The sequence below is a fragment of the Bartonella sp. OC16QHHD genome (assembly GCF_042194035.1).
Lineage (GTDB): Bacteria > Pseudomonadota > Alphaproteobacteria > Rhizobiales > Rhizobiaceae > Bartonella.
The window spans coordinates 82487-109093 of sequence record NZ_JBHIMJ010000010.1; the positions used below are offsets into that span (position 1 = coordinate 82487).

18 protein-coding genes and 1 pseudogene are annotated in these 26607 nt (G+C 37.1%); 7 read left to right on the forward strand and 12 right to left on the reverse strand.

Annotated elements, in window-relative coordinates:
- Positions 1–2 precede the first annotated feature (2 nt).
- The 5 genes from ugpA to ACFIK1_RS01695 all read right to left on the reverse strand — a co-directional run bounded on the left by ugpA (position 3) and on the right by ACFIK1_RS01695 (position 7148).
- Positions 3–887 carry a sn-glycerol-3-phosphate ABC transporter permease UgpA gene (gene ugpA, locus ACFIK1_RS01675; RefSeq protein ID WP_375621175.1) on the reverse strand — a complete coding sequence of 295 codons (885 nt, stop codon included), beginning with the start codon at positions 885–887 and terminating at the stop codon, positions 3–5.
- Positions 888–981: 94 nt separating this feature from the next.
- A complete protein-coding gene (gene ugpB / locus ACFIK1_RS01680) occupies positions 982–2316 on the reverse strand; it encodes a sn-glycerol-3-phosphate ABC transporter substrate-binding protein UgpB (RefSeq protein ID WP_375661929.1) in 1335 nt (444 codons plus the stop codon).
- 964 nt (positions 2317–3280) lie between these two features.
- Complete coding sequence (locus ACFIK1_RS01685; RefSeq protein ID WP_375661930.1) at positions 3281–4003, reverse strand: glycerophosphodiester phosphodiesterase; 723 nt, start codon at positions 4001–4003, stop codon at positions 3281–3283.
- A gap of 169 nt (positions 4004–4172) precedes the next feature.
- Entirely contained in the window at positions 4173–5729 is a 1557-nt protein-coding gene (gene guaA / locus ACFIK1_RS01690) for a glutamine-hydrolyzing GMP synthase (protein WP_375661951.1), read from the reverse strand.
- Positions 5730–5861: 132 nt separating this feature from the next.
- Positions 5862–7148, reverse strand: a complete 1287-nt coding sequence (locus tag ACFIK1_RS01695) for an RsmB/NOP family class I SAM-dependent RNA methyltransferase (RefSeq protein ID WP_375661931.1) — start codon at positions 7146–7148, stop codon at positions 5862–5864.
- Positions 7149–7665: 517 nt separating this feature from the next.
- Here ACFIK1_RS01695 and ACFIK1_RS01700 point away from each other — a divergent pair.
- Complete coding sequence (locus tag ACFIK1_RS01700) at positions 7666–7812, forward strand: hypothetical protein (protein WP_273722522.1); 147 nt, start codon at positions 7666–7668, stop codon at positions 7810–7812.
- 179 nt (positions 7813–7991) lie between these two features.
- On the opposite strand, the gene guaB is transcribed toward ACFIK1_RS01700, so the two are convergent.
- The 3 genes and pseudogenes from guaB to ACFIK1_RS01715 form a co-directional block, all read right to left on the reverse strand.
- Positions 7992–9491, reverse strand: a complete 1500-nt coding sequence (guaB, locus tag ACFIK1_RS01705) for an IMP dehydrogenase (protein ID WP_375613284.1) — start codon at positions 9489–9491, stop codon at positions 7992–7994.
- A 150-nt stretch (positions 9492–9641) separates the two neighbouring features.
- Positions 9642–11212, reverse strand: a pseudogene (locus tag ACFIK1_RS01710) (phospholipase D family protein).
- A gap of 403 nt (positions 11213–11615) precedes the next feature.
- Positions 11616–13001, reverse strand: coding sequence for a sigma-54-dependent transcriptional regulator (locus ACFIK1_RS01715; protein WP_375655127.1), 1386 nt, complete (start codon positions 12999–13001; stop codon positions 11616–11618).
- Positions 13002–13254: 253 nt separating this feature from the next.
- On the opposite strand from ACFIK1_RS01715, the gene ACFIK1_RS01720 reads away from it, so the two are divergent.
- A complete protein-coding gene (locus tag ACFIK1_RS01720) occupies positions 13255–13614 on the forward strand; it encodes a hypothetical protein (protein ID WP_375618071.1) in 360 nt (119 codons plus the stop codon).
- 274 nt (positions 13615–13888) lie between these two features.
- Here ACFIK1_RS01720 and ACFIK1_RS01725 read toward each other — a convergent pair whose 3' ends face one another.
- Complete coding sequence (locus ACFIK1_RS01725; RefSeq protein WP_375661932.1) at positions 13889–14881, reverse strand: SIS domain-containing protein; 993 nt, start codon at positions 14879–14881, stop codon at positions 13889–13891.
- Between the two features lie 39 nt (positions 14882–14920).
- Positions 14921–15811, reverse strand: a complete 891-nt coding sequence (locus ACFIK1_RS01730) for a UTP--glucose-1-phosphate uridylyltransferase (protein ID WP_375661933.1) — start codon at positions 15809–15811, stop codon at positions 14921–14923.
- A 266-nt stretch (positions 15812–16077) separates the two neighbouring features.
- On the opposite strand from ACFIK1_RS01730, the gene ACFIK1_RS01735 reads away from it, so the two are divergent.
- Both ACFIK1_RS01735 and ACFIK1_RS01740 read left to right on the forward strand, forming a co-directional pair.
- On the forward strand, positions 16078–17331 hold the full coding sequence (locus tag ACFIK1_RS01735) for a lytic murein transglycosylase (protein ID WP_375661934.1): 1254 nt from the start codon (positions 16078–16080) through the stop codon (positions 17329–17331).
- A 14-nt stretch (positions 17332–17345) separates the two neighbouring features.
- Positions 17346–18422, forward strand: a complete 1077-nt coding sequence (locus tag ACFIK1_RS01740) for an SGNH family hydrolase (protein ID WP_375661935.1) — start codon at positions 17346–17348, stop codon at positions 18420–18422.
- 162 nt (positions 18423–18584) lie between these two features.
- On the opposite strand, the gene ACFIK1_RS01745 is transcribed toward ACFIK1_RS01740, so the two are convergent.
- On the reverse strand, positions 18585–20609 hold the full coding sequence (locus ACFIK1_RS01745) for a M3 family metallopeptidase (protein WP_375661936.1): 2025 nt from the start codon (positions 20607–20609) through the stop codon (positions 18585–18587).
- A gap of 548 nt (positions 20610–21157) precedes the next feature.
- On the opposite strand from ACFIK1_RS01745, the gene mgtE reads away from it, so the two are divergent.
- The 3 genes from mgtE (at position 21158) to ppa (ending at position 26240) form a co-directional block, all read left to right on the forward strand.
- Positions 21158–22534, forward strand: coding sequence for a magnesium transporter (gene mgtE / locus ACFIK1_RS01750; protein ID WP_375661937.1), 1377 nt, complete (start codon positions 21158–21160; stop codon positions 22532–22534).
- A gap of 1269 nt (positions 22535–23803) precedes the next feature.
- On the forward strand, positions 23804–25630 hold the full coding sequence (typA, locus tag ACFIK1_RS01755; RefSeq protein ID WP_375661938.1) for a translational GTPase TypA: 1827 nt from the start codon (positions 23804–23806) through the stop codon (positions 25628–25630).
- A gap of 79 nt (positions 25631–25709) precedes the next feature.
- Entirely contained in the window at positions 25710–26240 is a 531-nt protein-coding gene (ppa, locus tag ACFIK1_RS01760) for an inorganic diphosphatase (RefSeq protein WP_375661939.1), read from the forward strand.
- A 52-nt stretch (positions 26241–26292) separates the two neighbouring features.
- Here ppa and ACFIK1_RS01765 read toward each other — a convergent pair whose 3' ends face one another.
- Positions 26293–26607, reverse strand: coding sequence for a DUF167 domain-containing protein (locus tag ACFIK1_RS01765; RefSeq protein ID WP_375661940.1), 315 nt, complete (start codon positions 26605–26607; stop codon positions 26293–26295).

Below are 26607 nucleotides of genomic sequence, written 5' to 3' on the forward strand. Positions count from 1 at the left end.
TCCTAATATTGTACACGGCGCTCAATCCAGCGAAACTGGATAAACGTTAAGACAATAACCATCAACATCAATATTGTTGATTGTGCTGCTGATGCACCGATTATTTGATTTCTAAAGCCATCGTCATATACTTTATAGACGAGGATGCTCGTTGCACGCGCAGGACCTCCAGAAGTTGTATTATCAATAATACCAAAAGTATCAAACATAACATAATTGACATTGACAATAAGAAGGAAAAACGTCGTTGGTGAAATTTGCGGGAAAACCACTGTCCAAAATCGTTTAAAGGGACCAGCACCATCAATGGCGGCTGCTTCTATTTGAGAACGCGGAACAGACTGAAGACCTGTAAGAAAAAAGAGAAAATTGTAAGAAATTTGTTTCCAACTAGCCGCAATGACAATAAGAATCATTGCTTGAGTGCCATTAATACGATAATTCCATAGCACCCCTATTTTCTCGAGAAAAAAAGGGATAATTCCGATGGTGGGATGAAAGATAAACAGCCACAATATACCTGCCAATACTGGAGCAACAGCATAGGGCCAGAGCAAAAGCATTGTATAAGCCTTTTTTGCACGGATGACACGATCAACACAGACAGCTAAGAGAAGTGATATTGTCATTGAAGCGACAGTAACTGAGATGGAAAATACTGCGGTTGTAAGAAGCGATTGCCGATATGTAGGATCAGAAAGAACGGTTAGATAATTCTCAAAACCAATAAAGGTTGTTGTAAAGCCAAAAGGGTCTTCACGCTCAAAAGATGATTTTATTGCTTGAGCAGCAGGCCAAAAGAAAAACAAAAAAGTCACAAGAAGCTGAGGAAAAAGCAGTCCGTAAGAAAGTAGACTATTTTTAAAATATGCATGTTTTTCTTGCATTCGTAGGGCTCTTTAAATGTAGAGACTTTAAAAAGTAAACAAAAAGGACTCAACCGTTTTTGTTGAGTCTTTTTTGTTTAACAATAAAACGAAATTAATGATTAGATCTTTCAAATTCACGCAAGAGTTTATTTCCACGTTCAACGGTCTCATCTAAACCATCTTTCGGCGTTTTTGAACCACTAAGAACAGCTTCCAACTCTTGATCAAGAATGGCACGAATTTGTGGTAAATTACCAAATCTTATCCCTTTTGAGTTAACTGTTGGTGGATTAAGATTAATCTGTTTGATAGCTATATCCGCACCTGGCGTTTTTTCATAGAAATGTTGTTTTTTGCTCAATTCATAAGTCGCTTTTGTGGTTGGGAGATAACCTGTTTCCTGATGCCATTTTGCTTGATTTTCTGTTTTTGAAAGAAATTTAAGAAAAGCGGCTGCCCCTGCATATTCCTTTGGAGTATGGCCCTTAAACGCCCAAATAGAAGCTCCCCCAATAACTGAATTTTGTGGTGCTCCTTCTGTATCCTTATAGTACGGTAGCATACCAACCCCCACATTAAACTGAGCTTCAGAAACAATCCCAGCATGTGATCCTGAAGATTGCATAAAAATTGCACAATTTTGTGCCATAAACATTGGTGTTGAATCTAATGCACCTGCTGGACCACCATAACGGAAAATACCTTGATCAGACCACTTTTTCAGGTCAGCCCACATACGCACTTGTAAAGGTCCATTAAATGTAAGTTCTGAATCAAGTCCTTTAAAGCCATTTTCCTTCGTTCCAAAAGGAACATTATGCAACGCTGAAAAATTTTCTATACCGATCCATTGAGCGGCATAAGCCATTGTAAAACCACAATTTGCCGCTTTAGTCTCAAGAATTTTCTTGGAAAAGTTTTCTATATCTTGCCACGTTCTAGGAGGCTGTTCTGGATCAAGCCCTGCTTTTTTAAAGATATCTTTGTTATAATAAAGGATGGGTGTTGAAATATTAAATGGCATAGAGACGATACGTCCCTGTTCATCGGAGTAATAACCACTAATAACAGGGAAATAATCTGTAGGATCAAATTCTTGTTTTGTATCAGCCATAAGTTGATAAAATGGGTAGATTGCGCCTTTTGCAGCCATCATAATTCCAGTACCAACGTCATAAATTTGAGCAAGTACTGGCTGTTTCTTTCCACGAAATGCTGCAATGAGTGAAATCAATCCCTCTTCATATTCACCGCGAAATGAAGAAACAACTTTATACTCAGATTGACTTGCATTAAAATCGTTAATGAGACTTTCAGTTTGCTTTCCTAATTCACCACTCATAGAATGCCAAAAGCTGATTTTTGTCTGTGCAAAACTTTCTGTCATCCCCGCTGTGGACATTATGATAGCAACCGTGGCCGCTATGGAAAGATAAAAACGACTCATGCTTCACCCTTTCTGAAGTGATGGAATACAAACTACCCCCTAAATTTATAGTATTACACATGAACATGCTATGACAGTTTTATTTCAGAAACATATTCTCTCATTTAAACAGGAACCACCTAAAGGTCAAATGAATTTATTTAAATTTATTTATTTTCTTTTATAAGCTTTCTTATATATTCACGAAATACGCGTTTGTAACTATCTGAAAAAAGTGAGATGGCTTAAATAAGCAAAGTCACTTGGTAAAAAGATATGGATCGTAAATATCATTCAATGACTATTTTAATATCTGGATTTACTTTTTTAAAAAGAATTGTTTATTCCTTTATTATTTGTCTTATAACTTTCGGCTTATAACTTTAACACGATGTTGCTACTGAATTTAAAGAAGAGACAAATAGAATTTTTTTAAAATTAAGAAAATCATTTTGAAGCGCTTAATAGTCTCTTTCCCTGTAACAAGATCACACCCCTCATGCAAAACAAAATGACACTGTATGACCAATTTCCATGCTGTTAAAAAATCTTTCAATACATCTACATTTCATGATAGAACCTGTAAAATAAGCCATAAAGCCTCTCCATTAAAGTATATAAGACTTTTTGTATGCCATCATTTTTACACTTCATAAAAGTGCAAAACGACATCATCATATGAGACCCTAATGCTTAATAAGCCGTGCATTTGAAATACGTTAAATGAATATTTTTATTCTTTTCTCAATCATTTTTTATCCACACACCAACCCTACTTGTAATGTTCAAACAAATGATTTTGATTGATTCATTGTAAAAATATTTGAAATAAGAGAATCTTACGTATTAAGGTCTCTTACTCACATGAGTAAAATATTAATTATCATTATAAATCAATGTATTATTGTTATATATTAGATAATTTTTCTTCTTTCATTACGCTAACTTTATGAAGATATATAGTTCCTTTTGTGTTGATGTATTTTTACCTTTGTACACACAATTGCAATGCGAGATCAGGTTGATCTGTCGTAATATAATGTACAGGCATATCAAGCCAATATGATAACCGAGCTTTTCCATTAATTGTCCATACCCCTACAGTAAAACCAGCCTCAAGAGCTGATTCAATAAAGTTCTGTGAAACAATAGAGCCATCTAAACTTAGGTCAGAATAACCTAATTGCTTCCATTCAGAAAAATGACGGTACATATCACCTTCAAAATTATCAACACATGGACCAGATGGTATTCCTGCTTCAATAAAAGGACGAAGGATAAAAGGATCAAAACTAATTGCAGAAACCCGTTCTGATAAATTTCGGCTTTTTATTAGCGCAAGCGCTTTTTGGGATAATATTGTTTCGCGCTCCACTTCACCGCATGTCTTGATTTCAAGATGCAATGCAACATTCGTTGGTGCTAAAAGATCAAGCACTTCTTCTAATAAGGGAGGTGCTTCTTGGCTTCCTTTTACGCAGAGTTGTTTGCGTGTTTCATTATCAATGTCATGAATATACCCCTTTTTTCCAACCAATTGGTCTAGACGGAAGTCGTGAAAGACAACCACTTCACCGCTTTTTAGCAAATGAACGTCGCATTCAACTTCATCAACACCTAACGCTATAGCATTATTAAATGCCGAAAGGGTATTTTCAGGATAAAGATGAGCTCCTCCACGGTGTGCAACAATTTTTTTCTCAGACATGCAAAATCCCACACTTCTCAATTTTAAACGATATTGACGTACAGATTGTCAGATAAAGGCTTATATCATATGAAAATACACAATCATTTTTAAATGATTTTTTCTACACTTCTCAAATATCAAACCCTCAGTCATATTTTATTCTTAAAAAACTTATCCTTCATTTTAATTATTCCCATTCAATAGTACTAGGAGGTTTTGAGGTTACATCATATACAACACGATTAATCCCTCTAACTTCGTTAATAATACGTGCTGCTGTCTTACTTAAAAACGCCATATCATAGGGATAAAAATCAGCAGTCATTCCATCTACAGATGTGACGGCGCGAAGAGCACAAACAAATTCATAAGTGCGATCATCCCCCATCACGCCAACAGTTTGAACAGGAAGAAGAACAGCAAAAGCTTGCCAAATTTCGTCATAAAGACCAGCTTTATGGATTTCCTCAAGGTAGATAGCATCTGCTTCACGTAAAATTTCTAATTTTTCACGGGTCACAGTACCTGGACAGCGAATTGCAAGACCGGGACCTGGAAAAGGATGGCGACCAATAAACTGCTCCGGTAATCCTAACTCTCGCCCTAGCAAGCGAACCTCATCCTTAAAGAGCTCACGCAACGGTTCTACAAGTTTCATATTCATCTGTTCTGGTAGCCCCCCCACATTATGATGGCTTTTAATGGTTACCGTTTCACCAATAGCAGACACACTCTCAATAACATCTGGATAAAGTGTTCCTTGTGCTAAAAACTCTGCACCTCCTATTTTTTTAGTTTCTTCTTCGAAAACTTCAATAAAAAGGCGACCAATCGTTTTGCGCTTTTTTTCTGGATCTGTCTCACCTTCTAAAGCATTAAGAAATATATCGGCAGCATTAACGTGAATAAGCTCTATATTATAATGATCACGAAAGAGCGTGAGAACTTCTTCAGCTTCATTCTTGCGCATCAGCCCATGGTCTACCAAAATGCATGTCAGTTGATCTCCTATGGCTTCATAAAGGAGTACCGCTACAACAGATGAATCCACTCCCCCTGAAAGACCACAAATCACACGACTTTTCCCAACTTTTTGTCGTATCGTAGCAATTGCCTGCTCACGATAAGAAGCCATTGACCAATTGCCTTTAATAGCAGAGATCTTATGAACAAAATTTTGCAAAAGTTTTGTACCATCCGGTGTATGGATAACTTCAGGATGAAACTGTACCGCATAAAAATATCTTTTCTCATCAGCAATAGCCGCATAGGGAGCTCCTTTTGAGGTTCCTATGACACGAAAACCTTCTGGTAAAGCTGCCACACGGTCACCATGGCTCATCCATACTTGATAACGAGAACCTTTTTCCCACACTCCATCAAAAAGGGCACTCTCTTCTTGAACTTCCAAAAAAGCACGCCCAAATTCACGCTCATGTCCAGCTTCAACCTTTCCTCCAAGCTGAACACACATGACTTGTTCACCATAGCAAATGCCCAAAATCGGAACACCCGCCTCAAAAATTTCCATTGGAGCACGCGGAGAGCCCTCATCAATAACGGAATAAGGACTTCCTGATAAAATAATAGCTTTAGGATTTATGCGGCGCACAGCTTCTAAAGCCAATTGAAAAGGAGTAATTTCACAATACACTCCCATTGCTCGTACCCGTCGTGCAATAAGTTGTGTAACTTGTGAACCAAAGTCAATAATAAGAACAGTGTCTGGATGTGATATGCTCATAGAAAACCAATCAACAATTGTAAAAGAAAACTCATGAGAGTTATGATTCAATCTTTCTCTTTTCACAAGCCTGTTTTCTTAAGAAAAAGATTATTCTCGTAAAGTTTATGATAAAAAGTGTAAGAATATGGATCAATGTTTTTTTTGCAACACAGATAAAAAGAACCCATCTGTTTGTGTTGTGGCCGGCGACAAAGTAAGTCCATAATTTGAAAAAACTGGTTGCACAGGAGAAAAACTAAAATGTTTCTGCCAAAGCGCTGGCATATCTATTGGAGAAAAATGAGAATGTTGTTGAAGGAAATGGGAAATTTGTTCCTCATTTTCATCTGTAAAAAGAGAACAGGTAATATAGATTAGGCGCCCATTTGGCTTAAGATAAGCTATCGCTTCATTCAAAATATCCCTCTGTTCTGTTTGGCGTTGTTTCACCTGTTCTAATGTTAAACGCCATTTCGCATCTGGACGACGACGCCATGTTCCTGTCCCACTACATGGTGCATCTAGTAGAACTCTATCCATCTGGCCTATTAATGGCTTCAATTCTTCTTTTTGTGCTCGTGTTTGTACATTACGAACACCAGCGCGTCGAAGACGATCAAAAATAGGAGCTAAGCGCGCTTTATCAAAATCATAAGCATAAATTTGCCCACGATTGTTCATATCGGAAGCTAAAGCTAATGTTTTGCCCCCAGCACCTGCACAATAATCTAATACCTGCATGCTCTCTTGCGCTTCCACAAGGTGAGCAACAATTTGAGATCCTAAATCCTGTATTTCAAAGTGTCCTTTTTGAAAAGCTGGTTCCACTTGAACATTGGGATGACGATTAAACTTTTCAATCGGTGCAATTCTTAAAGCTTGCCCAAACCATGGAAAAGATTTAAGTTTGGTTTTTGCTAATTCTTTCAGCACCTTTTCTGGTGTTGCCTTTAGGTTATTTACCCGTAGGTCTAAAGAAGGACGCGTTGCTAACGCAGCCGCTTCAGTGATCCAATTATCACCAAATAAAGGACGCAGATGCGCTTGACACCATTGCGGAATATCACCACGAATATAGTCTGGAGCATCCACTAATTGCTGACCTTGCCACGATTTACGCTGTTTAGCCCCTAATAACTGCGGTGCAAACCGATCTTCTGCCAATTCACCGTCAATTTGCTCCAGCGTCATTTTTTCAGAATCTAATAAGGCACCAAAAACGATATCTCGGATATCATCACTCTCCATACGCCATTGTAAAGAATAACGTCGTCTTAAAACATCATAAACGATTGTACCAATAGCTGCACGATCACCTGCTCCAGCAAAGCGATGAGAAAGACCCCAATCCTTTAAAGCTTCTCCTACTGGGCGATGCTTCACTTCTATCTCTGTGAGAACATCTATTGCTGCTTGCAAACGCCCACCTAATCGCATTCATTTCTCCCATTAAAATAATAAAATTTTAAATCATCTAAAAAAATAATATTAGCCTTCTTGCCAATGAAACCTTCTCAAAGCCATAAAAAATTTACATTCAATATTAAAATGATCTGATCATACTTTTTTATAAGATCCAATTTAGAGTATCTAAATTTTTCCTTTCATCTTCTGCCCATTCGCTTTTTATCCTTCTACCTCTTATGCTAAAAGATACGTAGCCATCCATAAAGAACTTATTTCCGCCATGCATTACGAAAAAACCAAACTCTTTAATTTATTTGCGTAAAATAAAATTTACGAGGATTGTCTGAACAATAGAAAAAAATCAAATATCTCCCATCTTTATATGGCTATCCTTCTGAAAAAATAGAAAAAATCTTCTCATAAAATTAAACAAGTTCATCTTACGTTCAACAAAAAATTAACTTTTTAGAAAATGCTTGGAACCACTATTTGGCATGACCGTTTTTACTCTAATGGCAACTGCCAGACAATTTTAAAGGAGAAAATAATGACTTATAATAATGGAAAAACAACTTCGTCTAAAAGCCGTCATAATACAATGCCCTCAAACAACGGAAAGAAATCCGTCCAAAGTGATCAGACAAACACTCGCCAACGTGCGTCAAAGACTGGACGGAAGACAACAAAAAGTTAATTCTAATTTTATATAACTTATTTCATATAGTCTTAACAGAAAGAATTAGAGTTTTAACCTCTAATTCTTTCCTTTTTGGGATTATTACACCAAATTACAAACAGAAAAAAGCGCAATCTCTCTTTCTTGTTCTCGGAAAATTTTATATTTATGCAATATGATATTAGGCTCTTGTATCTTTAAACTGGTCCACGATAATTTGGACTCTCTCGTGTGATAGAAACATCATGCGTATGACTTTCATGGAGTCCCGCATTCGTAATACGTACAAACGTTGCTTTTTCACGAAACTCTACGAGATCTTTTGCTCCAACATACCCCATCGAAGCACGAAGTCCACCAGCAAGCTGATGTAGAACTGATGCTATAGGACCTTTGTAAGCCACCTGCCCCTCCACACCTTCAGGAACTAACTTAAGTTCATCACGAACATCATCTTGAAAATAGCGATCTGCCGATCCTCGTGCCATAGCACCAACAGATCCCATGCCGCGATAAGCTTTAAAGGATCGTCCTTGATAAAGATAAACTTCGCCAGGACTTTCTTCTGTACCCGCTAAAAGAGAGCCAATCATAGCAGCACAAGCCCCACCTGCTAAGGCTTTAGCAAAATCACCGGAAGCTTTTATCCCCCCATCAGCAATAACGGGAATGCCCGCTTTTTCAGCAACTTCTGCAGCATTCATAATGGCTGCAAGCTGAGGAACACCAACACCTGCAACAATTCGCGTTGTGCAAATAGAACCAGGACCAATCCCAACTTTTATAGCATCCGCACCACTGTCAATCAAAGCCTGTGTTGCTTGAGCAGTCGCCACATTACCAGCAATAATAGCTGGAGAAAACGTCATTTTTTTAATACGCTCAACAGTGTCTAATACACGCTGAGAATGTCCATGTGCAGTATCAATTACTAGAATATCAACGCCTGCATCAATTAATCGTTCAGCCCGCTCAAACCCATCGTTCCCTACACTACTTGCAGCTGCAACACGCAAGCGACCTTGTGAATCTTTGGCAGCGTTTGGATTTAATTTTGCTTTTTCAATATCCTTAACTGTTATCAGTCCGACACAACGATTCTGTTCATCCACAACTAATAATTTTTCAATACGATGATGGTGTAAAAGATACTTCGCTTCATTGAGTTGAACATTTTCACGCACTGTGATTAAATTTTCATGCGTCATTAATTCATAAATTTTTTGTTTGGGATCCGATGCAAAACGCACATCCCTATTTGTCAAAATGCCAACAAGCCGTCCAGCAGTTTCACCTTTAGCACCATTTTCAACAACCGGAATACCGGAAATACCATGAGAGCGCATCAAAGATTTTGCTTCTTCAAGTGTTGCATCTGGTCCAATGGTGACTGGATTAACAACCATACCAGATTCAAACTTTTTTACTTGGCGAACTTCTTCTGCCTGCTCTGCAGGAGACATATTACGATGAATAACCCCAAGACCACCAGCTTGAGCCATAGCAATTGCCAAACGCGATTCTGTTACCGTATCCATTGCCGCAGAAAGCAATGGCAAATTGAGCTTAATATCCGCTGCAATGCGCGTACTGAGATCCACTTGACTAGGCATAACAAGAGAATGACCGGGTTGTAAAAGTACATCATCAAAAGTCAGTGCCAATGCACCTGTCCCCGTTTCAACAATCTTTGCCATATCAAAATTCCTTTTATAATAAAACACCGCAAGAAGCTTTAAAATACAACTGCGGTTCTCATACATGGTAGATTGGCAAAAAATTATGCCATGCTACAAACAAAATGAAAAGAAAAATAAATATTTTTTTTAAGTGTGGTTTATAAAAATTTACAATTGTGATTCAATAGGTAACCAACTTATTATTTTTGCAAATGCGCGACGCCAAAAATTACTTTCTGGCTCATAGTCAATGCTATATTTTTTTTCATTTTCAATAAAATCCCAATAAATACGATTATTATCACCAAGACGCAGATGATAGCTCATTTCCCCTGTGGTTTCTTCAGAAAACAACAAATCTAATCTTGCTGTAATGGGAGCACATTCAAAAAGAATGCCCATTTCTGTATTTAATGATGCTGATCTTGGATCAAAATTTAAAGATCCAATAAAAGCTGTTTTACGATCAATTAAAAAAGCTTTAGCATGTAAACTTGCCTTACTCGATCGAAACAATCGCAACCCATGAGTATTGCCTTCCGCTTTTAATTCATAAAGATTAACACCACTTTTCAACAATGCCTTACGATAAGGTACATAACCACCATGCACTAATGCTACATCAGTAGCAGCTAAAGAATTTGTCAGAATTTTGACATCAACACCCTTTGAAACCAAATTACTAAAATTCTGCGTGCCAACCTTACCAGGAACAAAATAAGGTGACGTAATCTGAACCGTTTTTTTGGCATTTCCAATAACCTTTGAAAGTGCCTTCATAAGCCAATTGCTTGCTTTTTTACGCAATGCTTTTTCTGGAGGGTCAGAAAGAACAACAACTTTGTCTGCTAAAAATAACCGCTTTCCTGTTTGGATAAAACAATTAAAGTTAATGTGCTCTTTGACATAATCTAAATAAACTTTTGCAACCTTGGAATCACGAAACTTTCGTAATTTATCTTTCCAATAGCTAAGATCACTTGCGCTTTTAGGAACAACTAAAGTATGAATTGGCAAAACAACAGCACTATTCCAAAAATCATCAAAGATACTTTCTACCTTTTTAACAGAAGGACCGATTAACATCAAATCTAAATCTCGAAAATGGGATTCTTTACCAGCATCAAAATAAGAATCTGCAAGATTACGTCCTCCTACAAAAGCGACCCTGCCATCAACAATAAAAGCTTTATTATGCATTCTACGTGTTACAGTAATTGCCCGTAATATAATTTCTAAACCACGGCGTAAACCACCTTTACGCGATCGCCCTGGATTAAACATTCTCACCTCAATATGAGGATGTCTATCTAGCGCAATATAAGCTGGATCACGTGCCTGAGCATTAATATCATCCAAAAGAAGCCGTACCCGAACCCCTCGATCAGCTGCCTCAACTATTTCACTTAATAATAGGCGCCCCGTTAAATCATCATCCCAAATATAATACATCAGATCAAGGCTACGCCCAGCCTCTGCAGCTCCTATTGCACGAACACAAAACGCATCCAAATTGCTGATAATGAGGGAAAGGGCATCTTTATCAATCCCCAATCCATTTTCTTCCTCAGCTAATTGACTGACGATACGATCAAGCTTAGTTTCATCTTTCTGAATAGGTAACGCATAAGAACATTGCCCCCTAGCATTTTTCACAAAACGCCCATAGGTGTAGATTGCCAACATAGATGCAATAAAAAAAAGAGGACAAAACCAATAACAATCTGTAAAAGAGTCAAAGAGGGTAAACTTTCTATTTTAAACTATCACATCATCAGTAATGCAAACGATAACACTAATCACTTTATCTTAATCGTATAGCAGATAAAATGCCACTTCTTGCTTAAGAGAGTATAAATTTAATATTGATGATACAAAAATTTTAGCGGTAGTATTTAAAAGTTTTTAAAAATGCTTCTCTGTTTTAATAAATGTAAACTTAACTAAAATTGTATAAATTGAAACAAACGATTAAAATAGTCACATAAAATTTATATTTGATTTAAATCTACAAAATCATCCTCTATAGATAAATTTTACAATAAATGATTGTTTTCTTAAGCTTCCTCCACGGAATTTATCAAAATCCACTCTATTTTTTTGAAACGCATGCTTGTCATGAAGAGAAATTTGTTATGAATTTTACTTTCGTTCTTGATTTCTTATTGCTCTCAATTCTTCCATTTTTCTATAAAGTGTAGAGCGACCAATATGAAGGCGGCGCGCAATCTCACTCATATGTCCTTTATAATGTTTAATCGCTTTCTCTATAATATCATGTTCCATCTCTGCAAAAGTACGTACATGCCCATCAGTATTCAAAAATTTTATCGATTCTTGCTCATTATCTTCTTGCATATTACCCTCAATGATATTGGGAACACTCATTAATGAATTTCCCATTAATTGCGGAAAATCTCGAACAGTTAATAACGGTCCTTCACTGAGTAAAATCGCACGAAATAAAAAGGTTTCAAGCTCATTTCTATTGCCAGGCCAATCATACTGCATAAGCAAGGAAAGAGCAGAGCCTGCTAAACCATGGACATGTGATCGCCCTGTTTCTGTGATAATGCGATCAATCAAACGTTGTGTGATCTCTGGAAAATCATCCCTTAATTCTCGTAAAGCAGGGACGCTAATAGACAAGTGAGAAAATTGTTCAAACAAACTATGCAAAAAAAAGTTCTCATTAACCAAGTCCTTTAAACGCGATGTTGAAATAGCGATGATCCGAAAAGGAAAAAAATCTCCTTTTGTATCCCTTTCCCTTTCTTTAAGGTAATGAGCAAACCGTTTTTGCTGTATGGGCTCAAGTCGATCAATATCACAAAGGCAAAGTGTCCCTTTTTCAAGAGAAGAAACCAATGGTAGGAATTCTTTAAACCACTGCTGATTTTCTTCTTCTGGATCAACGATGGCTGAACATTGAAAGCGAACAAAAACACCCTCCGAAAATAATCCCTCATGATGAATAATCCGAGCTAATGTCTCACGTCCTGTTCCAGCTTCCCCCTCTATCAAAAGATTCTGTAAAGAAGTTGCTGCTTGTCTCGATTGTTCTAACACTATCTGCATAGCTCTACTTTTTACGCAAAGATCAGAAAACCGTAAATGATTCTCTTTTTTTCGCCGAATATCTCGAACCTCATGCTCCAAGGCAGAAATAAGAGCAAGGATATCCAAAGTAACTCTTACGCGTAATAATGTTACTGGATGGATCCAATAATCAATAGCTCCAGCTGTTAAAGCTTTCTGGAGTAAATGCTGATTCTCTTGTTGTGCTATAACGACAATAGGAACAGAAACACCAGCAACTCTAATCATTTTAATCAAATCGCTCACACTCAAATCACTCATAACAACATCAAGGAGTGCAAGCACAATGTTTTTACGCCTGTGTAAAAGATCAATCGTACGGAGACCATTTTCTGCTTCAATGACACGATAACCAAAACCTCGCAGCATAGAAGAAAGTTCTATACGTCTTCCATAATCTTCACTCGCAACAAGAATGGGACCAACCATAATGTCAATAATCTCCTTTGAGACTACTTAGCAGCTTAATATAAAAATTGTTGTAAACCATAAGAAATATTTTACCTCTTGTGTTTCACTTACGAACTTCATCAAGCTGTCAATTAAATACAACATTAAGGCATTTTTTTCCATTTTTTTGCTTTTTCATTGATTTTTATCAAATTTTTCATATTGACTCATGGGGTAATTTAATAATGTTATAGAAACTAGAGAGCAAAATAATCTAAATAGAGTGCAATAAATGAAACATCCCTATCATATTTTATGTCTTACAATTACCGCCTTGCTGTTAAGTGCCTGTAACTTTTCGCGATATTATAACTCAAATATGCCAACTGGAATTGATGGAAAATGGGTTGATGAGAATGGTATTATTTCTTCTTTCCACAATGGTGTTTTTGAAACGCGTGCAGCAGATACAGAAGAAAAACTATCAGAAGGAGCATATAATTATCTCAATGCCCAAAATATAGAAATTGAAATACGCTCTATTCTCCGTGGAACAATTTCTAGAGTCAATTGTACAATGTCATATGACGCCACACAACTTCTCTGCACCTCACATACAGGAGCACAGTTTTTCCTTAAGCGGAAATCTTAACAAAGTACAAGGGAAACCTCTCTTAAGAACAGAGGGAGCACACACATTAAGCAGAAGGCGATATCCTTTCTCCTCCTGATAGAAAATCCTCTCTAAAATACGCAAAGAGGCTAGTATAATCTAGCCCCTGAGAATTTTTTAAACATTATGAAATGCGTAAAATAATCATTTTCTTCCACAAAATATCAATAAAGCCACCTCACAATAAAATTGTAACTTTGTATCATTCAATCTATTTCAACCTATAACATTTTATTTGATAGGGAAGCTTAATCTAAGCAGCGCCAATGCGCAAAAGATCATGAAAATGAACAATTCCTATCGGTTTTTTATCTTCAACCACAAAAAATGCACCAATCTGATGATCATTAATAAAAGCTGTTGCTGCACCAACAAGTGTATTTGGCTTTACAACTTTAGGAGCTTTGGTCATCACCTCGTCAACATTAAATTTTGATAAATTAAAATGAATGTTACGTGCAAGATCGCCATCAGTTACAATTCCGATTAGTTCACCTTCTTGATTCACAACACCAACACAACCAAAATGTTTTTCCACCAAAACATTCATCGCTTCAGTCATAGCTGTTCCCTGCATAACCAAAGGAATATTATCACCCTCATGCATAATATCACACACGTATTTAAGGCTTGCACCAAGAGAGCCACCAGGATGATATATTTTGAAATCCGTTGCGGTAAAACCACGCATTTCTAAAAGAGAAACCGCTAATGCATCTCCCATTGCCAATTGCATAATTGTTGAAGTTGTAGGGGCTAAACCATGGGGGCAAGCCTCTTCTATCTTTGGTAATAATAGCACAATATCAGCTTGTCGTCCTAACACAGAGTGCTTACTTGATGTCATCGCAATAAGAGGAATACGAAAACGCGCCGCATAACTCATAATACCACTTAACTCTTGAGTTTCACCAGACCATGATAAAGCAAGAATAACGTCATCAGAACCAATCATACCAAGATCACCATGATTGGCTTCTGCAGCGTGCACAAAAAAGGCAGGTGTTCCAGTTGAGGCTAAGGTTGCTGCAATTTTTGTCCCTATATGACCACTTTTTCCAAGACCAGTAATGACCACATGTCCACAAGCATTTCTAATAGTTTGAACAGCCGCTTCAAAAGAAGAAGAAAGACTTTCCAGAAGAGCTTTTTCAAGGGCTTCAAGCCCCTGCTTTTCACTAGCAAGTGTTTTAAGCGCTGATGCAACTGCACCTTGCAAAGCCATATGAGGAGACGGTATTGTCATAATCAAATTCGATCAATAAAATTAAGTGAGAGATCTATATCACTTTTCAACATTAATGGTTTCTAGTAAATTTTTCAATGAAGTAGAAACGTGGCTGTGCATATCAGCGCGTGCCAAAGAAAATGCAACGTTGGCTTCAATAAAACCAGCTTTAGAACCGCAATCAAAAGTGCGCCCTTTTACTTGCAAACCCCAAAAATCTTGCTCATTTGAAAGCCGTATCATAGCATCTGTTAATTGAATTTCATTTCCTGTTCCCCGTTCTTGAGTGGAAAGAATATTAAAAATTTCTGGCTGCAAAATATAACGTCCATTGATGTACAAATTTGATGGTGCCGTTCCTTGTACTGGTTTCTCTACCATTTTTGTGATTTCAAAACCATTTGCAATCTGTTTGCCTTTCCCAACAATACCATATTTATGTGTTTCTCTAGGATCGCATTCCTGAACTGCTATAATATTTCCCCCACCCACCTTTTCATAAAGGCTCATCATTTCAGAAAGACAGCCCTTTTTCGCCTGTATCAACATATCGGGTAATAATAAAGCAAAAGGTTCCCCTGCAACTAATTCACGCGCACACCAAAGAGCATGCCCTAATCCCAAAGGTTGCTGTTGCCGAGTGAAAGAAGTTGACCCTGGTAATGGCTGTAAACGGTATAAGTGTGCAAGATCTTCTTTCTTTCCACATTCAGCAAGTGTCGTGTATAATTCAACTTGCGCATCAAAATAATCCTCAATGACTGCTTTGTTACGTCCAGTCACAAAAATAAAATGCTCAATACCAGCTTCCCTCGCCTCATCCACAACATATTGAATAACAGGTTTATCAACAACTGTTAGCATTTCTTTAGGAATCGTTTTTGTCGCAGGAAGGAAACGCGTACCAAGACCTGCTACTGGGAATACTGCTTTCCGGATTTTACGCACACTCACCCTCCTCAATGAATTCATATAACTTTTTTGTTTTATTTATCATATGTTTTTACGAAATGGTAAAAAAGATATCTTATTGTTTTGATTATCATTATAATGGGCAATCAAAAATGTAAAAAGAGTCTGAGAATTTATTGAAAGGATTAAAACGAATTATTTATTTCAGTTTTTTCCTCTTCTTGATCATATTATCGATTAAACTAAATACAAAATAAAGTTATTGCACATCTAATGAATTGAATATTAATGGGGATTTCAAAATGCAAAAAACAGAATTGAAGAATCTCTTTTTAGAGGAGTCAATAACTTGGAGAACTCTTTTCACTGTCTCTGCCGTTATTTTTTCTGCTTTTTTTATGTTTTTTATATCCCTTTCATATGCTGATAGCGGATTTAAACACTGGATTAAAGAATTTAAAAAAATAGCTATTGCTCACAATATTACCCCTTCTACGTTTCATATGGCGTTTAAAGGTGTTAATGCCATTGATCCAGAAGTTCTAAAAAGCGCCGCATACCAACCGGAATTTGTTGCTCCTTCATGGAACTATTTCGATAATCGTGTCCATGATATTGCAATTGAGGAAGGACGGCGCCAAACTCAAAAATGGAACAAATGGCTTCTTCAAATTGAAAAACGTTTTGGTGTTGACCGCAATATTCTGCTTGCTATTTGGTCAATGGAAAGCAACTATGGGAAGGTTTTAGCCAATAAAAGTGTAATGCGTGATACCATTCGCTCTCTTGCAACTTTAGCCTATGCTGATAAAAAACGTGGAAAATATGCATATACACAGCTGATTGCTGCTATGAAAATTCTACAAAGTGGCGAAATTAAACGCTCTCAACTCACAGGATCTTGGGCCGGTGCATTGGGGCATACACAATTTATTCCAAGCAGTTATCTCACCTATGCAGTTGATATGGACCAAGATGGACGGCGTGATATCTGGAACTCTGTTCCAGATGCTCTGGCTACTGCAGCTAACCTTCTCCACAAAAATGGCTGGCAACCTAATCTTATTTGGGGAGTAGAGGTAAAAGTGCCGCAGGGGAAAAACCTTCCTGAAGGCTGGTATTCCTTTGAACAATGGAAAAAATTAGGTGTAAAACACGCAAATGGGCATCCTCTTCCTACATTAGCTGAACAAGCAATATTAAAATATCCAGATGGAGCAAAAGGACCTATATTTTTAGTCACAAAAAATTTCTTTGTTCTGAAACATTATAATAATGCAGATCGTTATGCATTTGCTGTTGGCCTTCTTGCTGATCGCATCGCTGGACATCCTGGATTGGTGCATAATTGGCAAAGACCTTTTCAATCTATTACTTTCCAAGAATGTAAAGAACTGCAATCGCGCTTAAAGACACTGGGCTATTATAAAGGGAATGTTGATGGAAAAATCGGAACAGCCTCTCGCGAAGCAATTAAAGCTTTTCAACTCCGTCACGGACTAAAAGCAAATGGATATCCATCATCTCAAGTGCTTTTTCTCCTTCGCAAACAATAATGGAGAATAAGGTTTTGTCTCTTTCTCGCCTGATATACTTGACATTATTGCTGTTTTCACTTTCTATTGTGGGAATCTTACAGCCATCCCCAAGTAAAGCAACGAACTTCTTCAAATGGTTGTCACAACAAAACAAACAGACACAGCAGCCACCGCAAATTATAGAACAAAAAATAGACAAGCCGCAAAAAAAGATCGTAACACAAAAAAACATACAAAAGCTAAAAAATGAGAATGCAAAGCGCATTCTTGTCATAGGGGATTTTGCAGCTTCTGCTGTTGCTGATGCACTTAAGAAATTTTTTATAAATAATAGCGATATCGTTATCATGAACAACACAATGCCAGCTTCCGGCTTAGTTCGAACGGATTATTATTCTTGGCAAAGCAATATTTCTAAACTCATTGACCAAAATAGCCCCGATGTTATTATCATGATGATCGGTGCAAATGATAATCAACCCATCACAGACTCTCATAACATGATTAACACAGATCAGTCAGAATGGATGCGCATCTACAAACAAAGAATTATCGAAATTACTGAAAGTCTTCACGCCTCTGGAAAATCATGGATATGGATAGGTCAACCTTCTTTTGAAAATGACCTTTTGACACAAAAAATGAAAATTTTTAATGCGCTCTATAAACAAGAAACAGAAACAGCAGGAGGGTATTTTCTCGATATCTGGAGCGGCTTTAGTGATGAAGAAGGAAATTTTTCTTTTTCAGGCTATGATATTAATGGAAAAATAACCAAATTACGCACCAATAATGGCATGCATTTCACCCCTGAAGGAAAGAAAAAACTTGCCTCTTATTTAGAAAAACCATTGAAAAATATTTCAAATTTTTATGCCTTTTCTCATGAAAATTCTTACTCAACCGATCAAGTTATTCAAAAACTTATACAAGAATCAGAGAATCAAGAGCGGAGTAAAATTATGCGTCAGCCTCCAATGAGCCTCGATGATATGGCACAAAAAAACACTCACCTTTTAGGCAAAAGAAAGTCAAGTTTTATAAAAAAATCATGGTTTCCACCAAATGGGCATCAAAAAGATCGAGCTGATAATTTTTCTTTCCCATAATGTCTATTTAAAATACAAAATCTATTTTCCTCTATAAACAAAAAGCGAATAAGATAAAAAACTCTGTTTACAGAGCTATAATGAAGAGAAAATTTGCATAAATCGCAACTGCACCTTTCGAATAATATGAAAACGGCATGGTGTTAACCATACCGTTATATCTTATAGTCCACGTTTGTTAATCATTGCCTCTGGTAAAGGCATTCGTCCCCGAAAAGCTTTATAAAGCTCCTCTGGATCACGACTTCCTCCAGCGGAGTAAATAAAACGTTTCAACTTATCAGCAAGCTCTGAATTAAAAACATCTCCCGTTTCTTCAAAAGCTTGAAAAGCATCAGCATCAAGGACTTCCGACCACATATAAGAATAGTAACCAGATGCATAACCATCCCCCGCAAACACGTGCATAAAATGTGGGGGACGATGACGCATAATAATTGTATCAGGCATTTGCAGCTTTTCTAATTCTTGGCGTTCAAACACTGTTGGATCAGTGACTGTTTCACCTTGATGAAAAGCCATATCCACTAAAGCTGATGAGATAAATTCAACGGCAGAAAATCCTGCATTAAATGTCTGTGCTACTAAGACTTTATCTATCAACTCTTGTGGCATAGGATGGCCTGTTTTTGTATGTATAGCATAAGATTTTAATATCTCTGGTACTGTTAACCAATGTTCGTAAAGTTGAGAAGGTAGCTCAACAAAATCACGTGAAACAGATGTTCCCGACACAGATGGCCATGTGACATCAGAAAGCAAACCATGCAATGCATGTCCAAATTCGTGGAAAAGCGTACGTGCATCATCAAGTGATAAAAGAGCAACTTCCCCTTTAGGTGGTTTAGCAAAATTACAAACATTGTAGATAATAGGCTTTTGTCCGCCATCCAATTTATGTTGTGATTGCAAACTACTCATCCACGCACCGGAGCGTTTTGAAGAACGCGCAAAATAATCACCAATAAAATGCCCAAGTAGACTTCCATCAGACTTTTTTACTTCCCACAAACGTGCATCAGGATGCCAAAGTGTAACAGCGTTTTTTTCTTCAAATGTAATGCTAAAGAGTTTTTCGGCTACCCCAAAAGCCGCTTTAATCATAAGATCAAGCTGAAAATAATATTTAATCTCAGCGCTATCGAAAGAAAGTTTTTCAGTGCGAAGCTTTTCAGCATAATAACGCCAATCCCAAGCAGCTAAAGATTCATTGCTGCCCTGATTGTTGGCAAAATTTTGTAAGTCAATTTGCTCAGTAGAAGCTTTCGCTCTTGCGCGCTTCCATACAGGCATAAGCAAATCCATAACGGAATCAACACTTTTAGCCATAGTATTATCGAGCTTCAAATCCGCGAAAGATTTATATCCCAATAATTTAGCCTGCTCATCTCGAAGCGCAACAATCTCTACAATAATTGTTTTATTATCATTCTTGTTATTATTTTCACCACGTTTAGCCCAAGCTTGGAATGCAACCTCACGCAAATCACGACGATCAGAGAATTTTAAAAAAGGTTCAACAATCGAACGTGCTAGTGTTAATGCATACGCTTCTTCATTGCCTCTTTCACACGCAATTTCCTTCATTGAAGCAATGAGATCTTGCGGTAAACCAGATAAGTCTGTTTGTTTTAAAAACAGAATCCATTCAGCTTCATCATTTAAGACATTTTGTCCAAAAGTAGCATTTAAAAAAGCAAGTCTTTCATTAATTTCCAAAAGCCGTTTCTTAGCTTTTTCATCGAGTTTTGCCCCATGACAAACAAACTTTTTCCACCATAATTCAAGAACACGTGTTGTTTCACTCTCAAATGTGCTCAGCTGCGACTGTTTATAAAGCACATCTATTTTCGCAAATATCCGCGCATCCATCATCATTTTTGAAGAATAACGAGAAAGTTTTACAACGAACTCTTGCTCTAGCTGTTGAATTAATACATTCGTATGAGCACTGGTGCGTAAGAAAAATATTGAACAGACACGATCAAGCGCTTTGCCGCAAAGCTCAAAAGGCTGCAAAAAATTCTCAAGCGTTGGTGGTTCTTGCACCATCGCAATTGCCTCTAGTTCTTCTTCTGCTTCTTGAAGTGCCTGTTCAAAAGCGGGTTTAAAATCTTCATCACTTATAGAAGAAAAATCAGGAAGACCTGAAAATCCCTTCCAGTCCAGCACTGCTGCTTTTGTCATAATACTTTATGTCTCCATTATAAATTTAAACTGTAACAATTATCTTTACGACACAAATTGATAACATACTAAAACTATTTCGTGAGTTTCAAAACTACCTTTCAAAACGCTATTGAATAAAAAACCTGAAAATCGTAAAGCTCTTCCATTTCAAACCATATTATATTGAAGCAATAAAGATTATTCGCTCGCACATCACAATAGAATTGCATATTAACAAAAACACTTGGAGAAAAGCATAATCTCCACTCTTTATAAAATATTGCTGTAGATTCTTTTGAAAATCGCAAACTGCATTAAAGAAATGATGGTAAAATCAGAACTGATTTTTACATTTACGTTTTTATATTATCCTCAAATTAAGCTGTATTCTCGTTTTAGTGATTCAGAAACTTGTTTATAACTTATAATTTACCCTTGACTTTACTTCAAATATTAACAATTGGGAATATAGCTGGGGAGTTTTTTAAATCTTCCATAAACTTTTGTTTTTATCTCATCTATTATCTAGATTTACAACTCTCCAACTCTTCAGGAGGTACTTTATCATGACTGAAATCAAAACGGCCTTCGACTTCAAAAATTTTTCTACTGAAGCTCTCGCTGAAAAGTTAAAGAACCAGCATTTTGCAGACTCTATTGATATCATCAATGACCTCGATATCATGGAACGTGTAACTATTCTTAGTCTTCTGCCACTTGATTATGTTATCGAACTTTTTGATAAACCAGAGCTTGAGCAACCTGCTGCCATCCTAGAACTTCTCCCTATAAATCGTGCTGTTGAAATTCTTGATGGCATGTCTGCTGATGCTGCTGCAGACGTCTTTCAAGAAATGGATAAAGAAACCCGCACACGACTTTATGCCTTGCTTAACCCCTTAACGCGCGCTGAACTTAAAAAACTCACCAGTTATCCTGATCATACAGCAGGAGCACTGATGACAACAGAGTTTATAGCCGTTCCTTCAAACTGGACCATACAAAAAACTTTGGATCACATTCGTGAGGTCGAGCGAACACGTGAAACAGTTTATACCAGCTATGTAATTGATCCCAAAACAGGTACTCTTCTCAAAGCTGTTTCCCTGCGTAACCTTATTCTTGCCTCACCTGATGAACAAATTCTTAATGTCCCTACCCATGACTCGCCCATTACAATATCACCCTTCACACATCATGAAGATATCGCACGCCTTTTCCAGCGCCATGATCTTCTCTCTGTGCCTGTAGTTGATGAAAGTAACCATGTCATTGGCATTGTAACCGTTGATGACGTGCTTGATACTATGGTCGATGAGATGAATGAAGATGCCTATAAATTTGGGGGTATGGAAGCGCTTAATAAGCCCTATATGCAAATTAAGTTTCCTGAAATGATGAAAAAACGTGGCGGATGGCTCGCTTTACTCTTTATCGGTGAAATGCTGACAGCAAGCGCTATGCAACATTTCGAAACAGAACTCGAAAAAGCGATTATTCTTACACTGTTCATACCTCTCATTATGAGCTCAGGAGGAAATTCCGGCTCACAGGCTACATCCCTTATTATCCGTGCATTGGCTTTACGTGAACTCACGTTGAAAGACTGGTGGAAAGTGATCATTCGTGAAATTCCAACAGGACTATCCCTTGGTCTCTTACTAGGAATTATTGGTATTACGCGCATTGCTCTTTGGCAAAAACTGGGTATCTACGACTATGGCCAACATTGGATTGCTATTTCGACAACAGTGGGTACAGCTTTAGTTGGAATCGTTACCTTTGGTTCTCTTTCTGGATCTATGTTGCCTTTTATTCTTAAAGGTTTAAAATTTGATCCAGCAAGTGCTTCTGCTCCTTTTGTGGCAACTTTAGTAGATGTCATGGGCATTATAATCTACTTTTCTGTAGCTTCTCTCATTTTGTCAGGAACTCTTCTTTAAACATGTAAAGTAAAAACTCTTACTTATGGAAAAATCTTGTCATGTAACCTAAGATTCTTTCCATAAGAGAATAAGCTTTATTATTTATTTTCTAGCGCACCGCTCTATAGATAATTTATTATTTTTTTGAATAACAGCTCCGAATAACGTAATTTTACCTCATCATAAAGCTTCTCATATTAAATCGATTAAAGTCATCTTCTTGCCAGTCACAAACGAGATCGGTGTATGGCTAAAAACTATTCAAGAAAAAATAAAATACTTCTTATATCCTCTCTCTCTCGTATCAAAAACTGGCGCAATATTGACAGCTGAGAAAGAATAATAATGATGATACTCAACAGGCTTTATATTTCTTCACAAAGGCGTTAATAGTATACTATTCGCGTATGTTATATCATTTATGAGCCCTATCATGGAATGGATGTAGTGTACGTTAAGCAGTCTCTCTTAAGTACATGAATATGCAACAAAAAGTATATTCTGTTTAAAGTGTTCTGTTTGGCATAAAAAGCATACTCCTATTAGAGAGTGCAATTAACAAAAGTGTAAGGCAATGCACTATCTCCATGGTTTAAAAGATATTACTTTAGATGCTTTTGAAATCATAAATTGGATTAACAGCAAAGATGGGAGATTTTCTTTGGATGCCTTCATATTCTTTCTAAATAAGACTGTATGCCGGGTTCATAAATAAATCAAACAGATATAACTCTTGCCCTAATCTGGCATACAAAAGCTAGAACCTTCTTATAAAATTCTTAATCGTCTCAATATTTACCTCAAATACACGATTGCATTAGATCTGGATTTTGATTGACAAGTTATGGAATAAGAAAAAGCTTTATTTAGAATAAAAATGTTGTAAAGTTGTCAATAAATTGGCTATGGATTGAGAGATATTCCGGATTTTTATCAATCTCTTTGCAAAACAACAACAACAATACCGCTAGCTTTATACTTACTTACTCTTACAAGAATTCATATAAATTTCTTGTGTCATATTGATAAAAATCAAATTGACTGTGATTTTTGGGATAATTCTTAGCTCGAGAATAGAACATACGTACTATAAAAAACTTTTACGAAGCTTCAGAAATTGAAGCTCAATAGAGCCTTAAAGACTTGGATAAATAGTTTTGCCATAAAAATATTGCCTCCATCTTCCAAAATTATAAAAAAACATGTAAAAGGTTTTCTAATAGTCAGGCAAAGAATGTAAAGACTTTGCCTCAAATGAAATTTCATTAAACGAAAAGAAGAAAATTTATGCAATTGCGTAACATTGCCATCATTGCCCACGTTGACCATGGGAAAACAACGCTTGTAGACGGGCTTCTCAAGCAATCAGGAAACTTCCGTGATAATCAGCGTACAAGCGAACGTATGATGGATTCAAACGATATTGAGAAAGAACGCGGAATTACAATCCTAGCGAAAGTGACATCTGTTGTTTGGAAAGATACTCGAATTAATATTGTTGATACACCAGGTCACGCTGACTTTGGTGGAGAAGTTGAACGCATCCTCAATATGGTTGATGGAGCCATTGTACTTGTTGATGCTGCTGAAGGACCAATGCCACAAACAAAATTTGTCGTTGGCAAAGCATTGAAAATAGGATTGCGCCCTATTGTTGCTATTAATAAAATTGACCGACCGGATGCACGCGTTGATGAAGTCATTAATGAGGTTTTTGACCTTTTCGCTGCTCTTGACGCAACCGATGAACAGCTTGATTTTCCTATTCTTTATGGATCTGGACGCGATGGATGGATGGCTGAAGCCCCTGAAGGACCAAAAGATCAGGGATTAGGTCCTTTATTTGATCTTGTGACGCAGCATGTCCCTTCTCCTAGTGTAGCAGAAGGACCGTTTCGCATGATTGGAACTATTCTTGAAGCGGATCCGTTTTTGGGACGAATTATTACAGGACGGATTCATTCTGGCTCTTTAAAACCCAATCAAAATGTCAAGGTTCTTGGACAAGATGGAAAACTTTTAGAAACTGGGCGTATTTCAAAAATTTTAGCATTTCGTGGCTTAGAACGGCAACCTATTGAAGAAGGAAGTGCTGGTGATATTGTTGCGATTGCAGGTCTACAAAAAGGTACCGTTGCTGATACTTTCTGTGACCCTACTGTCAATGAACCCCTTACTGCCCAACCAATTGATCCTCCTACTGTTACTATGAGTTTTCTCGTCAACGATAGTCCCCTTGCTGGAACTGAAGGCAATAAAGTAACAAGTCGTGTCATTCGTGACCGATTGTTAAAAGAAGCAGAAGGCAATGTCGCTCTTAAAATTGAAGAATCAGCCGATAAAGATTCTTTCTACGTTTCAGGACGAGGAGAATTACAGCTTGCAGTTCTTATTGAAAATATGCGCCGTGAAGGATTTGAGCTTAGTGTTTCACGTCCACGTGTTGTTATGCAAAAAGATGAAAATGGAATAACTCTTGAGCCAATCGAAGAAGTTGTTATCGATGTTGATGAAGAATATTCCGGTATTGTTGTACAAAAAATGTCTGAACGTAAAGGCGAAATGGTGGAGTTACGTCCTTCTGGAGGTAATCGTGTCCGCCTTGTCTTTTATGCCCCAACCCGAGGACTCATTGGTTATCAATCTGAACTTTTAACGGACACACGTGGTACAGCAATTATGAATCGCCTTTTCCATGCTTATGAACCTTATAAAGGAGACATTGCTGGTCGTGTTAATGGTGTTATGATTTCAAATGACAACGGTGAATCTGTCGCTTATGCTCTTTTTAATCTTGAAGATCGTGGACCTATGATCATCGATGCGGGTGTAAAAGTCTATCAAGGTATGATTATTGGCATCCACTCACGAGATAATGACTTAGAAGTTAATGTGTTAAAAGGGAAAAAACTCACCAATATGCGCGCTTCCGGAAAAGATGAAGCCGTAAAGCTAACGCCTCCCATTAAAATGACGTTAGAACGCGCCTTATCGTGGATACAAGATGATGAGCTTGTGGAAGTAACCCCTAAAAATATTCGTCTCCGCAAACTCTATCTTGATCCTAATGAACGTAAACGTTTTGAAAAAACACGTGCATCAATTTCAAATTAATTTCATAATCTCTTTGGTAAAATATTTATAAAATATTTAATTGTATTGAGCCTCACTATATTCCAGAAAGGATGTCTCTATGAATATTAAGGAAATACCCGTAGGCAAAAATCCACCAGAAGATATTAACGTTATTGTGGAAGTCTCCCTTGGTGGGCAACCAATAAAATATGAGATGGATAAAAAGTCTGGTGCATTATTTGTTGACCGTTTTCTTCATACATCAATGGTTTATCCTGGAAATTACGGTTTTGTCCCTCATACGCTTTCAGATGATGGTGATCCTATTGATGTCCTTATCTGTAATACCCGTCCACTTATGCCTGGTTGTGTTATCAATGTTCGCCCCATCGGAGCTCTAATGATGGAAGATGATGGTGGTAAAGATGAAAAAATTATTGCCATTCCCACTACAAAATTAACAAAACGCTATATCAATATTCATGACTATACAGACCTGCCCGAGATTACACTCAAACAAATTGAACATTTCTTCAAGCATTACAAAGATCTGGAACCTGGAAAATGGGCTAAAATTGAAGGATGGGGTGATAAAAACTTTGCTCATGAATTAATTAAGCAAGCTGTTGAGCGCAATAAAAAAGTATAACGATTTTAATAAAATAAAGCCTATAAAAAATAGGCTTTGTTATTTATTTTTTCTACGAGATGTAATCTCTAAAGGATTGCCATATCTGCTTTAGCTTTTCTAAATGTGTTGAAAAGTAAAGTTGTTTGTAGCGAGATATTGCGCCGCTTTTCAGAGAAATAGAAGAAGATGGGATTTTCCACTGCTTCGCAAGAAATTTAATGAGAGCTTTATTCGCTTTTCCATCTTCAGGAACAGCCCGAAGGCGTATAACCAGATATTGTTTTTCACCATCCCTACATTCAATCCCTATTATTTTGTCAACTGATGATTTAGGAATGAGATATACAAACAAAATCAAGTTATTTTCATCAACTTGATAAAACAT